Consider the following 12,511-nt stretch of genomic DNA (forward strand, 5'->3'; position numbering starts at 1 on the left):
TAAAACTTAGAATACACCTTGCGCTAACATTGCATCAGCAACTTTTACGAAACCAGCAATATTTGCACCATTTACGTAGTTGACTGTGCCATCTTCTTGAGTACCGTATTTCACACAGTTACGATGAATCTCTTTCATGATCGCATGTAAACGCTCATCAACTTCTTCAAATGTCCAACCCAAACGGATTGCATTTTGCGACATTTCAAGACCAGAAGTTGCAACACCACCTGCATTAGATGCTTTACCTGGTGCATAAAGAATTTTCGCTTCTACGAATTTCTCAACCGCTTCAAGTGTCGAAGGCATATTTGCACCTTCCGCCACACAGATCACACCATTCGCCAGTAATGTTACTGCATCTTGTTCGTCTAACTCATTTTGAGTTGCACATGGCAGTGCGATGTCGCATTTGATTGACCAAGGGCGTTGACCTTCAAGGTATTCAAATCCATGTTTAGACGCAAACTCAGAAATACGACCACGTTTGACGTTTTTAAGCTCCATCACTTCACATAAAAGCTCATTGGTAAAACCATCTTTCACGTATACTGTGCCGTTTGAGTCAGAAAGTGAAACCACTTTTGCACCCAAATACATTGCTTTTTCAGCAGCGAATTGTGCAACGTTTCCTGAACCTGAAATCGTAACAGTTTTGCCTTTGAAGCTATCACCACGTGTTTTAAGCATTTCTTCAGCAAAATACACTGTGCCGAAACCTGTTGCTTCAGGGCGAGCCAAAGATCCACCAAAAGATAAACCTTTACCTGTAAATACGCATGAAGTGTCATTGCTGAGCTTCTTCATCATACCTGCCATATAGCCAACTTCACGACCACCAACACCAATATCACCCGCAGGAATATCAGTATTTGAACCAAGATGACGATAAAGCTCAATCATTAATGCTTGGCAGAAACGCATAATTTCTCCTTCAGACTTTCCTTTAGGGTTAAAGTCTGAACCGCCTTTACCACCGCCCATAGGCAACGTCGTTAAGGCATTTTTAAATGTTTGTTCGAAACCTAAAAATTTTAAAATTGAAAGATTTACAGATGGGTGGAAACGCATTCCCCCTTTAAACGGTCCAATGGCAGAATTATATTGGACACGGAAAGCACGGTTAACTTGAGTTTGACCTTGATCATCTACCCAAGAAACACGGAATTGAATTGCACGTTCTGGCTCTACTAGACGTTCAAGTAATCCATGATCTGCATATTGTGGGTTCTTTTCAATGAATGGCCACAAACTGGTCATTACTTCTTCCACAGCTTGTAAAAACTCTGGTTGATTTGGATCACGTGCTTTTACGTAATCAAGAAAGTCATTCAGGCTTGTATATTTCAACGCTCAATCCTCAGCAGAAAGGTGTTACAAAATTGGTCAAATTTTCATGACAATGATAAATTTTGGCGCAAAGTATTAAATATCTTTTGTAAAGAATCTACAATACTTTTTCTAATGTTTTTTCAAATAACATTTAAATTCAAGATTATATTTTATAATCAAACCTGTCATTTTTGCCAAAAACAACATACTTTAATTTGCTAATTATGCGCTATTTTCGCACAATTTACGACCTAAATTAGAGCAAACAATTCTCTCTAGATTCATGCTAAAATTTAGCGACTTAACTGGCAGATTTTTATACTTTTAAATTACATGACGCTTTCTATTTCCCTCATACAACAAATCGATGCTCTTCTACCTCAAACACAATGTGGTTTATGTGGTCATCGAGATGGATGTTTACCTTATGCTAAAGCGATCGCTGAGGGAGAAGATGCCAATAAATGTGTCCCTGGTGGACAACCCGTAGCTGATGCTTTGGCAAATTTACTACAACGTGAAACATTAGCAGCAGAACCAAGTGTTTGGGCTATTCAAAGTGATGGTCGCCCACAGCGCATGAAAGCGGTGATCCGTGAAGATGAATGCATTGGGTGTACCAAATGTATTAGTGCCTGCCCAGTCGATGCCATTATTGGTTCAGGTAAGCTGATGCACACGGTTTTAACTGACTTATGTACAGGGTGTGAGCTTTGTATTCCACCTTGTCCAGTAGACTGTATTGACTTAGTGGCAGATACTCAGCCGATACCGACAGATTCACAACGTATTGCCGAACAAGATGATTTACGTCAGCGTTACTATGCACATATTCAACGTGAGGAAAGTCGTCGTCTGCACCGTAAAGGCCCTGTGGTACGTGCTGAAATTGATACGGAATTATTTGCACAATATACTGAACAAAATCAACAACTCCCTGCAATTGAGGTCGTCGAAAAATTAGAACAAGCCAAGTTAGTTATGGATGCTAAAAGCACCATTGAACTTGCCAAAATTCGCACACAAATTAAGAAATTAGAAAAACAATTAAGCGTACGTGCAGATGAGAAAAAACAACAGCAATTAGATGTACTTTTACAGCAATTATCTGATTTACAAGGGGCTTAATCATGGCTGTAAAAAATATGACTAAAAAACAAATTCAAATATTTTTTGAACGCTTACGTGAGCAACGCCCAAATCCTAAAACTGAACTTAATTATTCTTCACCTTTTGAGCTTTTGGTGGCTGTAACCTTATCTGCACAAGCGACAGATGTGAGTGTGAATAAAGCTACAGACAAGCTTTTCCCTATTGCCAACACGCCTGAGGCAATCTATAACTTAGGTGTAGAGGGATTAAAGGAATATATCAAAACCATTGGTTTATATAATTCTAAAGCTGAAAATGTCATAAAAGCTTGTAAAATGCTAATAGAACTGCATAACAGTCAAGTTCCTGATAACCGAAAAGATTTAGAAGCGTTGCCGGGCGTAGGACGTAAAACAGCCAATGTTGTACTCAATACCGCATTTGGACAAGCAACGATGGCTGTAGATACACATATCTTTCGTGTAGGCAATCGTACAGGTTTAGCTGTTGGTAAAAATGTTTTAGAAGTCGAACATCGACTGGTCAAAGTCATTCCAAAAGAGTTTATTATTGACTCGCATCACTGGTTAATTTTGCATGGGCGTTATACCTGCATTGCACGTAAGCCTAAATGTGCAGAATGTATCGTTTCTGATGTATGCAATTGGACAGATAAGTATGAGTTTGGTGCAGCCAAAGAAATTAAAGTGAAGAATGTAGAGTAAAACTATCTGTTTTTATTCTATAAACTCGACTTTTATAGATACAAATACCTATATTAAAATTAAAAATTTTTCAGTATTACCATTCAGTCTAATCATAAATTACTAACTCAAAAAATGACTGAAATTCTCATTCGACAACTGAATGATAATGATGTGCATGACTTTAGAGCCATTCGTTTGTCCGCACTTCAAAATTCACCTGAAATGTTCGGTGCAACTTATGCCGTTGAAGTCACACGACCATTGAGCATATTTTTAGACGTTATTTTCAACAATGTTGTTTTTGCTGCTTATCATCATGAGCGAATTATTGGTGTACTTATTTTTCAACAAAATATAGACCAAGCCAATTTATATGGTTTTTTTGTTGAGCCTGAATATCGAAATCAAGGAGTCGCACAACAACTTTTACAAACCACGATTGATTATGGTCAAGCATATGTAAGACAGGTCATACTGTCAGTGGTTGCTACAAATATTCCCGCTATTCATTTATATCAAAAACTTGGTTTTCAAATAGTGACTCAAGCTGTAAAAAATAATGAACATGAAATCGAGATGATGCTCTTTTATTAATTTATTTTACAACGACGAGATCATATTCTTTACGAAAATGAATATTTCCACCATATGCATCTCGTGTCACTCCCTCTAAAACAATATGATATGTGCCTGTTTGGGTAGGAATGCCTCTAATTATAATTGTATGATCACTATAAGGCACCACACCTACATGAGAAATACTTAATCCAGAATTTTTCGCTATTGTGCTATCAAAATACAAACCATCAATCAATGTTACTTTTTCAATCTCAATTTTCGTATCGTAATATTGACCCACCACGGCATTAGGTAGAACTTTAGGTGTAATCAGAATTTCTTGAGTACAAGCCATTAAAAACATGCTGATTAATAAACATAATGATTTTATTTTCATAAAACTCTAGATGCACTATTTATTTTTATTTTCCAAATCTCTTTTCATTTGTTCTAATCTTTTCCACTCTTCAGCCACTTGCGGATGCATTTGATAGTTGCCAGATTTTCGCATTTCTCTACGTTCTTGTAATTCCTCTTTTTGTGCTTTGCGCAAAAGTTTAAAACTCATAAACAATAATCCAAGTAAAACAATCACGCTTAAAACAACCAAACCAATAAGTGCAATTTTCATTGTCTATCGCCCATAAAAAAGAGCCCTAATATGAATGAGGACTCTTTCTTTGTCAAAGATTTCTAAGACTGCTTACAATCTAATCTTAGGCATCTTTTAATACTTAACCAAGAATAGCAAATAAATCAGTTTGAACTTCTTCTATAGGACGAAGACCATTTAATTTATTATAAGTTGGTGCATTTTCACCAGAATTCGCACGACCTTGATAGAAACCAACCAATTGTTCAGTTTCAGCATGGTACGAACCTAAACGTTTACGAATCGTTTCTTCTTGGTCATCAGGACGTTGAACAAGGTCTTCACCCGTTTCATCATCTTTACCTTCCACTTTTGGCGGATTGTAAATGGTGTGATAGACACGACCAGATGCAGGATGTTGACGACGACCTGAAAGACGTTTCACGATTTCTTCATCAGGTACATCAATTTCGATAACATGATCAATTGCAATCCCTTCTTTTTCCAAAGCTTCTGCTTGAGGAATAGTGCGAGGGAAACCATCAAAGATACAACCATTGACACAATCAGGTTGTGCAATGCGTTCTTTCACTAAACCAATAATCAGTTCATCTGATACTAATCCACCAGATTCCATGACATTTTTAGCTTTAAGACCTAATTCAGTACCTTCACGAATTGCAGCACGGAGCATATCACCGGTTGAAATTTGTGGGATATTGTAGCGCTTACAGATCAACTGAGCTTGTGTACCTTTGCCTGCTCCAGGTGGTCCGAGTAGGATAATGCGCATAAAAAACATCCTCTTTTAAAACAATATGTATGATACCTACGGCTATCCCATCTATTGGGAATCACGGGCATCTATTTATAAGAAAGCAACAAACAAATGTATTAAACCTGCTAAAAATCCTGTGACACCACCCAAAACAATCAAAAGCCATTCATCCTCTCTAAAGGCTGGACGCAATAGATTTTGGAACTCTGTTGGTGTTAATTCACGAATACGCTCTCTAAACATTTGAAAGATTTTCTGTGCACGGCTCGCATTAAAGGCTGGGTCGCTTACAGGCACCATCGTAATTTCAATGGAACGATCAATCAAGTCCGTTTTAAGTTTAGCATATTCCGAAGGACCAATAGAAAGTTGTAAAGCAGTTCGTATTAACGGTGTTTCCATGATGCTATTCACATGGCGTTTAATAATACGGCGTGTTTTGTCTTTTCTTGGTCCATACATCATTTCAGTCATGATAGATTTTAAAGTAATTAAGTCTTCTGTGACTACACTTGCAAACACATCTGACACTTCATCTTGACGTTTCATGAATGCACCTTGCACATTATATGTGCCGATGCGAGGAATCACAGGTTTTACCCAAGGAAATTTACGGTCTTTGGTAAACTCAAAAAACTGCGGATAGCGAATATAATGTGGCTCTACAGGGTTGAAAACCATCCAAATTGCAATCCAGTTGGTTAAAAAGCCCCAAATCGCAGCAAACACAGGCACAGTACGGTGGTCAGGAATCAAGATATATACTGCCATTTGGAAAATACCAAAAAACATTCCAATTAATGCACTGATATGCCAAATGAAGTTAATTTCTTTTTGACCCACTTTTAAGAACATACGTACCATTAAACGGCGATCACCTTCCATTTGACGTACAACCATTTCTCGCATGTCAACCAATGACTCAACGTTCATGGTCAACTCAGTCACCAAGCCTTTTAAAATATCAGGCATTTGTTGATGCGCTTGTGCATAGATTCTACGTTTTATGGAATAAGGCAGATTTTCCCAAAGCACTGCATTACGATCCATCATCACTTCATCAATGAGATGTTCAAGTTCAAAACCGACCTGCTCACCAATGATCCGTGCCATGTCATCTGGTTCCATGGCATTTAGGAACTCGTTTAATGAACCTAGTTTAGATAAGGTATTATCAGTAATAATCCCAGAAATACGCCCTGCTTTACGTGGAACGATCCCCTGCCAACCTACAGGCAATGGACCAATATGAAAACCCCAGAACTTAATTGGGTAAAACACCATTTTTAGTGCCATCCATACATGTATCCACGTCACAAAAGCCGTTACTGGAACGATACTTAAGATTGCTAAATGATCAGGTCGACTAAAAAAAGCTTGCCACAAATCGCTAACGTATTCCAACATGCATGACTCTCATATTTATTTCTATTCGCGGTCTAAAAAGTTACATCTACAACTTAAAGTCCAAAACTTAAACTATAAGCAAATTGAATCTGTGGCTTAGTTTCTTCAATCATATTGCCATCACGATCATGTAATTCACTACCCGCACCTATACCTACACTAAAAGTACTAATGCGTTCTTTATTTAATAAAACATAAGCCAAGTCTACGCCTGCCCCATATTGAACTTCGTCACCATTATCTACTTTTTTGCTTTTCAGTGAACCGCCATAAACGCCAACATAAAAGCCATTTTTGTCAGTACCATTTAAATACGCTGGATAACGAAAGCCAATTTGTCCACCTAACTCGTGATCGCCATTGATAAATGCGCCTAATTTGGCATAAGCAATGCCATAAGGTGTGACCCACTCGCCGTTTAGGTGTGCTAATTTTTGTGTTAGACCTGCACCTACATTAAAAGTTGCAGCATCGCTTGATTTTAATTTTGCTTCAGGTAATTCAGGTAAATAGTCTTGCCACTCGGCATGTGCAACATTCCCTAATCCAAACAATAATATAAAGGGAAAGATTTTTTTCATTATTTTCTCCATTGTCCCTAATTTTGGGTCAAACATAATCTTCCATATTGTTCTGACTTTAACAGAATTATCCACTAAGGCATATGCAAAACACTAGAAATTTAATGTCGCTAAAGTCAACACTTAACGAGTATGTTTATAGCATTTATATAAAATAAACTCGCATTTTTGCAGATTTTATGCAGTAAAAAAACGAATATTTTCATTCTTGATGCAATTCTAAGGTAAAATGGCTGCCCGCACTATTTGCCAATTTAGCCTAGTAAGTCGACTTTCATATGAAACAACAGTTTCCTTTAAAAAATGTTCAACAAGAAAAGCGTATTTTTCGAAGTCGCATTTTTTTTTCGATCGGTATTGTTTCATTTTTTCTACTCTTACTTGTCGCTCGTTATGCTTATTTACAAATTTTTCATTTTGAAGAGTTTAGCCAAGCTTCTGATAAAAACCGTATCCGTTTACAACCGATAGCCCCTGCACGTGGTTATATTTATGACCGTAATGGTATTTTACTTGCAGATAATTACCCTGTGTTTACAGCAACACTGAGTAAAGCCGATGTAGACGATGTCGAGGATACTGTTAAGCGACTAACACCTATTTTAAATTTAACCGAAGAAGATATCGAACGTTTCTCTAGTCGAATTAAAACCTCTAAAAAAACTGAACGTGTCACATTAAAACTTAACCTAACCGAAACAGATATTGCACGTTTTAGTGAAGTGAAGTTTCAATTTCCCGGTGTAGACATTGAAACGCAAATGACGCGTTTTTATCCGCATGGTGAATTGTTTGCGCATGTGATTGGTTATGTTGGACGTATCAATGATAAAGAACTCAAAGAAATTGATAAAGATTCTTATGCAGGTACCAACTTAATCGGGAAAATTGGGGTTGAAAAATCCTATGAAGATTTACTGCACGGTAGTCCGGGTTATGAATCCATTGAAGCGGATGCACACGGGAATGTTTTACGTCATTTAGGTCGAAAAGATTCTACTCGGGGTAATGATCTATTTTTATCTTTGGATTATGGCTTGCAAACTGTTGCCGCTGAACAATTGGCTGGTCGTCGTGGTGCGATAGTAGCGATAGATCCACGTACAGGTGAGATTTTGGCTTTGGTGTCGAGTCCAAGCTTCAATCCAAATCTATTTGTAACGGGAATTGGGCACGCAGACTATAGTGCATTGCGTGATAACTTAGACCAACCTTTATATAATCGTGCAGTACAGGGAACTTATCCACCGGGTTCAACTATTAAGCCGATGGAAGCCCTCGGCGGCATCCATTTTGGTACGGTTGATTGGTCAACTACGATTTCCGATCCGGGTTATTTCCATTTACCCGGCGACTCACATAAGTTTCGTGACTGGAAAAAAACAGGTCATGGCAGTGTGAATATGCATAAATCCATTGTCGTATCTTGTGATACTTATTTCTACATTCTTGCCCATCAAATGGGTATTGAAAAAATGAATGAATGGATGCGCCAGTTTGGTTTTGGTGAAAAAACTGGGGTTGATTTACCGAGTGAAAGCACAGGTCTATACCCAAGCCCTGAATGGAAAATGCGTACCCGTAAATCCAAATGGTTAAAAGGTGAAACCATTTCGGTCAGTATTGGTCAAGGTGCTTTTACTGCAACCCCATTACAGTTGGCAATGGCGACTGCAATTACTGCAAATCATGGGGCACATGTCACGCCACACGTACTGCGTGAGTCCAAAGGCGCAAAACCCCATACCGTTTTAAATGCGCCAGATGGTAAAATCCATTTTAATGGCACAGACCAAGACTGGATCAAAATGCGAGATGCCATGGTCGATGTTATTCAGTCAGGTACTGGTCGTGGTATCAAAACCTCTCAATATCTGATTGCAGGGAAAACAGGAACAGCTCAGGTCAAAAGTATTGCACAAGGTAAACGCTATAATGAAGCGCTGCTTACAGAGCGCCAACTCGACCACGGTTTATTTGTCGGTTTTGCACCTGCTGAAAATCCAGAAATTGCGATTGCAGTGATCTGGGAAAATGGTCGTCATGGCGGTTCTGCAGCACAGATTGCTCGTCCAGTGTTTGATTATTGGCTATTGAAACGCCAGAAAAATCCAATTATTCCTCAAAATCATCAAATTAGTGGGGGACTAATGACGGCAGGGATTAAACCGGGTGAATTACCAAGTGGTGATGTTGCCTTGTCAGCCGACCCAAGTGCGATGCCGAAACCAAAACCAAATAGCACTGGACAAGCTTCAAGCCAGACAACACCTGCACCACAAGCAGCAACTCAGCATGGGACACAACCTCGTGAATAAAGTTAAAAATCAACTTCGTATTATTGGGGGAGAATGGAAACGTCGTGTTTTACCCTTTGCAGAGATTGAAGGTTTACGCCCTACTCCTGATCGTGTCCGTGAAACATTATTTAACTGGTTAATGTGGGATGTGCAAAATAGTAAAGTTTTAGATTTATGTACTGGTTCTGGTGCATTAAGTTTTGAAGCATTATCACGTGGTGCTGCTGAAGTGGTGATGATTGAACCAAATTTGACTCAAGCTAAATTTCTTAAAAATAATATCCAACTTTTACAAGCAAAAAATTGTCAGCTTAAAATGATGACGGCACAACAAGCATTAACACAACTCCAAGGTGAATATGATTTAGTTTTTCTAGATCCACCTTATAGCTTAAATTTATGGAATGAATTAGCAATATCAGTCGATCCCTTTCTGAAAAATAAAGCTTATATTTATGTTGAAGCAGATAGAGGATTAAATAGTTTAAACTTACCTACAGATTGGCATTTACTCAAACAAACCAAAGCAGGTGTCGTTCACGCAGGCTTATTTCAAAAAATCAGTAAATAATAAAAAAGCTTAGATCAAGTATCTAAGCTTTTAAACTATCACTAATTTTAACGATTATTTCGCCAATCACGATGATCTCGGTCTTTGTTCCAGTCAGGTCGATTTGGTCTATCTTTATGCCAATCTGGTCGGTTCGGACGATCTTTATTCCAATTTGGGCGATCTCGATCATGATTCCAATGTGGACGATCACGATCATAACCAGAATGATGTCGACCATTGTCATCATATGGCGCAACTATACATCCTGTTAAAGAAACACCGAGTAATCCCAGCAATAGTATTTGTTTAAGCATAGCATCTACTCACTTAATTTATTTTGTCTATCTACAAGATAATGCTTTGCGATGTAGAGCTACTGAATGCTTTGTCTAAGTCTTGTATAAATTATACTCATTATTCATTCACATTTAAGACTCTTAGTTCAACAGTTTTTGTCTTAAACTTATATCTAGCATTAAATTATTTAGATTCTGCAAACTAAAATATGATGCTTGTTTTTTTACAAGAGTCATTACTTTACAATTTCAATGCTTAAAAAACCTAAAGCTTTGCTAAAATATTACGATATCTTGTTAAAAATGATGAAAATAACTGGAATGAAGTTTTCTATTTTGCTACGTAGCCTACTTTTTATTTTTGGTTTAATTCTATTTGCAGATGGCTTGATTCTTATTTTGCAAAATAAGATCCATCTAGGTACTATTCTTCCGTTTTTAATCGGTTTATTCTTTCTTATTTATACATTTAATTATACAAAAATTCAGAATTTCTTAGCAAAACATTTAAAATTACAAAAAATTTGGCGAATAACTTGGGTGCTGTTTAGTATCTGGCTTAGTAGCCTATTGGCTTTTTTTATTTATTTACATCAACACACCCAATCAAGCAATGATGTCCCCTCTATCGATGCCATCATCGTTTTAGGCAGTGGTATTATTCAAGGAAAACCGTCACCAACATTGGCTTTACGCTTAGATACTGCGGCACAAATTGCCAAACAACAACCACAAACATGGATAATAGTAAGTGGTGGATTAGACTATGGTGAAGTAAAAACAGAAGCTGATGCCATGTTGACATATTTACAAGAAAAACATCAACTAAATGCTGCAATGATCTTAAAAGAAGATCAAAGTACCAGCACTGAATTAAACCTTAAAAATAGTCAAAAAATTTTAACTGCACATAAGCTTGGTCTTGATTCAAAAATAGCGATAGTCACCAGCGATTTCCATACCTTACGTGCTGCTGCCATCGCCCAAAAGCAAGGCTATAACAACTTTATTACTGTAAGTGCTGAAACTCCGTTAGCGACGCGCTATAACGCTTGGCTACGAGAGTATTTTGCCTATCTCAGTGGTTGGCTACTGAATGAGTACTAATAAAATAAATCAGCAGCACCGCAAGTTACTATTCATATTTTCTGAAATATTAACTGTGAATTCTGATTTTACGCGGTAAAGGCAAGCGATTATTTTCAAATAATTCTGGTTGATTTAAATATAAGTGATACAAATATTTTTTAATTTCAATCAGAAACTTACTACCCGACACCAAGATATTCTGTCCCTCAGGTGTTAAGTTAATTGAAAGTAAGGTATTGTTTTCAATAATAAATGGAATAACTTGCCCAATAAAAGCAACCAAATCAATTTCTTTTACTGAGTATCTTGCCCAATTGTCTTTAATTAAAAGTTGCGTCAGACTTTTGCCTTGCCAAACAGGAAATGCTTGCTGCCCTGTCGGGGTCGCACACAATGCCCAACCTTCATGATATAAGGCATAAACTTTGGCTTGATTGACAATGGTTTCAATAAAGTTTTTATACTGATCTTCAGGGGATAACGTAGCTTTCTGAATATTCGACGCAGACTTGCGTTGATAAGGATTTCTCATATTTTCATAATATAATTGAATTAATTATCCAAATATACTACATCAAAAATATGGATTTTAAAATAGAGAGGATGAGGAGAATATATGGTGGGCGCTGACGGGATCGAACCGCCGACATTCTGCTTGTAAGGCAGACGCTCTACCAACTGAGCTAAGCGCCCTGAGTGAGGATTAACAAAACAACGTTTTGTCCGAACGCAAGTGAAAAATCTATGATTTTTCAGGTTCAATCCTATAAAACTAAAACTCTTTAGTTTACATTTCCAAGATCAGGTATCAAGGAAATGGCGCAGCGGACGGGACTCGAACCCGCGACCCCCGGCGTGACAGGCCGGTATTCTAACCAACTGAACTACCGCTGCACTACGGTACTTTACATTTGCAGTAAAGTAAGGTCTTTTACAATTTACAACTAAATCTGGTGGGCGCTGACGGGATCGAACCGCCGACATTCTGCTTGTAAGGCAGACGCTCTACCAACTGAGCTAAGCGCCCTGAGGAATAAAAATAGCAATGCTATTTTTATGACGCAAGACAAACGCAGTGCGTAGTCTATGCTTAAACACTTCCAAGATCAGGTATCAAGGAAATGGCGCAGCGGACGGGACTCGAACCCGCGACCCCCGGCGTGACAGGCCGGTATTCTAACCAACTGAACTACCGCTGCATAACGGCATTCATACACTTCTGTATA

Annotated in this window: 14 protein-coding genes and 4 tRNA genes; 6 read left to right on the plus strand and 12 right to left on the minus strand. The window is 38.0% G+C overall.

What is annotated here, in order from left to right; translation table 11 throughout:
• Positions 1 to 6: 6 nt before the first annotated feature.
• Positions 7 to 1,350: an NADP-specific glutamate dehydrogenase gene (gene gdhA / locus HUS24_RS14710; RefSeq protein ID WP_173912728.1), complete on the minus strand. Its 1,344-nt coding sequence runs from the start codon at positions 1,348 to 1,350 to the stop codon at positions 7 to 9.
• 315 nt (positions 1,351 to 1,665) lie between these two features.
• Here gdhA and HUS24_RS14715 point away from each other — a divergent pair, with 315 nt between their 5' ends.
• The 3 genes from HUS24_RS14715 to HUS24_RS14725 all read left to right on the plus strand — a co-directional run bounded on the left by HUS24_RS14715 (position 1,666) and on the right by HUS24_RS14725 (position 3,725).
• On the plus strand, positions 1,666 to 2,460 hold the full coding sequence (locus HUS24_RS14715; protein ID WP_173912729.1) for an RnfABCDGE type electron transport complex subunit B: 795 nt from the start codon (positions 1,666 to 1,668) through the stop codon (positions 2,458 to 2,460).
• A 2-nt stretch (positions 2,461 to 2,462) separates the two neighbouring features.
• Positions 2,463 to 3,149, plus strand: coding sequence for an endonuclease III (nth, locus tag HUS24_RS14720; RefSeq protein ID WP_173912730.1), 687 nt, complete (start codon positions 2,463 to 2,465; stop codon positions 3,147 to 3,149).
• Between the two features lie 114 nt (positions 3,150 to 3,263).
• A complete protein-coding gene (locus HUS24_RS14725; RefSeq protein WP_173912731.1) occupies positions 3,264 to 3,725 on the plus strand; it encodes an N-acetyltransferase in 462 nt (153 codons plus the stop codon).
• 1 nt (position 3,726) lies between these two features.
• On the opposite strand, the gene HUS24_RS14730 is transcribed toward HUS24_RS14725, so the two are convergent.
• The 5 genes from HUS24_RS14730 to HUS24_RS14750 all read right to left on the minus strand — a co-directional run bounded on the left by HUS24_RS14730 (position 3,727) and on the right by HUS24_RS14750 (position 7,047).
• Positions 3,727 to 4,086 (minus strand): hypothetical protein, encoded by a 360-nt coding sequence (locus HUS24_RS14730; RefSeq protein ID WP_254433874.1) that lies wholly within the window; start codon positions 4,084 to 4,086, stop codon positions 3,727 to 3,729.
• Between the two features lie 15 nt (positions 4,087 to 4,101).
• Complete coding sequence (locus tag HUS24_RS14735) at positions 4,102 to 4,320, minus strand: hypothetical protein (RefSeq protein WP_173912732.1); 219 nt, start codon at positions 4,318 to 4,320, stop codon at positions 4,102 to 4,104.
• Positions 4,321 to 4,423: 103 nt separating this feature from the next.
• The gene (adk, locus tag HUS24_RS14740) at positions 4,424 to 5,074 is read right to left on the minus strand and encodes an adenylate kinase (protein WP_217424362.1); all 651 of its coding nucleotides are present in this window, start codon (positions 5,072 to 5,074) and stop codon (positions 4,424 to 4,426) included.
• Between the two features lie 75 nt (positions 5,075 to 5,149).
• Positions 5,150 to 6,466, minus strand: coding sequence for a hypothetical protein (locus tag HUS24_RS14745; protein WP_173912734.1), 1,317 nt, complete (start codon positions 6,464 to 6,466; stop codon positions 5,150 to 5,152).
• Positions 6,467 to 6,519: 53 nt separating this feature from the next.
• Positions 6,520 to 7,047: a hypothetical protein gene (locus tag HUS24_RS14750; protein ID WP_173912735.1), complete on the minus strand. Its 528-nt coding sequence runs from the start codon at positions 7,045 to 7,047 to the stop codon at positions 6,520 to 6,522.
• Positions 7,048 to 7,325: 278 nt separating this feature from the next.
• Here HUS24_RS14750 and mrdA point away from each other — a divergent pair, with 278 nt between their 5' ends.
• Together mrdA and rsmD are read left to right on the plus strand one after the other, a co-directional pair.
• Positions 7,326 to 9,365 (plus strand): penicillin-binding protein 2, encoded by a 2,040-nt coding sequence (gene mrdA, locus HUS24_RS14755; RefSeq protein ID WP_173912736.1) that lies wholly within the window; start codon positions 7,326 to 7,328, stop codon positions 9,363 to 9,365.
• Positions 9,343 to 9,918 carry a 16S rRNA (guanine(966)-N(2))-methyltransferase RsmD gene (gene rsmD, locus HUS24_RS14760; protein WP_173912737.1) on the plus strand — a complete coding sequence of 192 codons (576 nt, stop codon included), beginning with the start codon at positions 9,343 to 9,345 and terminating at the stop codon, positions 9,916 to 9,918. Before mrdA ends, rsmD begins: the two co-directional genes overlap by 23 nt.
• Positions 9,919 to 9,965: 47 nt before the next feature.
• Here rsmD and HUS24_RS14765 read toward each other — a convergent pair whose 3' ends face one another.
• Complete coding sequence (locus HUS24_RS14765) at positions 9,966 to 10,214, minus strand: hypothetical protein (RefSeq protein WP_173912738.1); 249 nt, start codon at positions 10,212 to 10,214, stop codon at positions 9,966 to 9,968.
• Between the two features lie 303 nt (positions 10,215 to 10,517).
• Between HUS24_RS14765 and HUS24_RS14770 the strand changes: the two genes are divergently transcribed.
• Positions 10,518 to 11,303, plus strand: a complete 786-nt coding sequence (locus HUS24_RS14770; RefSeq protein WP_173912739.1) for a YdcF family protein — start codon at positions 10,518 to 10,520, stop codon at positions 11,301 to 11,303.
• Positions 11,304 to 11,352: 49 nt separating this feature from the next.
• On the opposite strand, the gene HUS24_RS14775 is transcribed toward HUS24_RS14770, so the two are convergent.
• The 5 genes from HUS24_RS14775 to HUS24_RS14795 all read right to left on the minus strand — a co-directional run bounded on the left by HUS24_RS14775 (position 11,353) and on the right by HUS24_RS14795 (position 12,484).
• Entirely contained in the window at positions 11,353 to 11,817 is a 465-nt protein-coding gene (locus HUS24_RS14775) for a DUF2750 domain-containing protein (RefSeq protein ID WP_173912740.1), read from the minus strand.
• 85 nt (positions 11,818 to 11,902) lie between these two features.
• A tRNA-Val gene (locus HUS24_RS14780) sits at positions 11,903 to 11,978 on the minus strand.
• 124 nt (positions 11,979 to 12,102) lie between these two features.
• Positions 12,103 to 12,179: transfer RNA gene (locus HUS24_RS14785), tRNA-Asp, on the minus strand.
• A gap of 57 nt (positions 12,180 to 12,236) precedes the next feature.
• Positions 12,237 to 12,312: transfer RNA gene (locus HUS24_RS14790), tRNA-Val, on the minus strand.
• A 95-nt stretch (positions 12,313 to 12,407) separates the two neighbouring features.
• Positions 12,408 to 12,484 (minus strand) — tRNA-Asp (locus HUS24_RS14795).
• Positions 12,485 to 12,511: the final 27 nt, after the last annotated feature.

This window comes from Acinetobacter sp. Marseille-Q1618 (genome assembly GCF_902809855.1).
Classification (GTDB): Bacteria; Pseudomonadota; Gammaproteobacteria; order Pseudomonadales; family Moraxellaceae; genus Acinetobacter.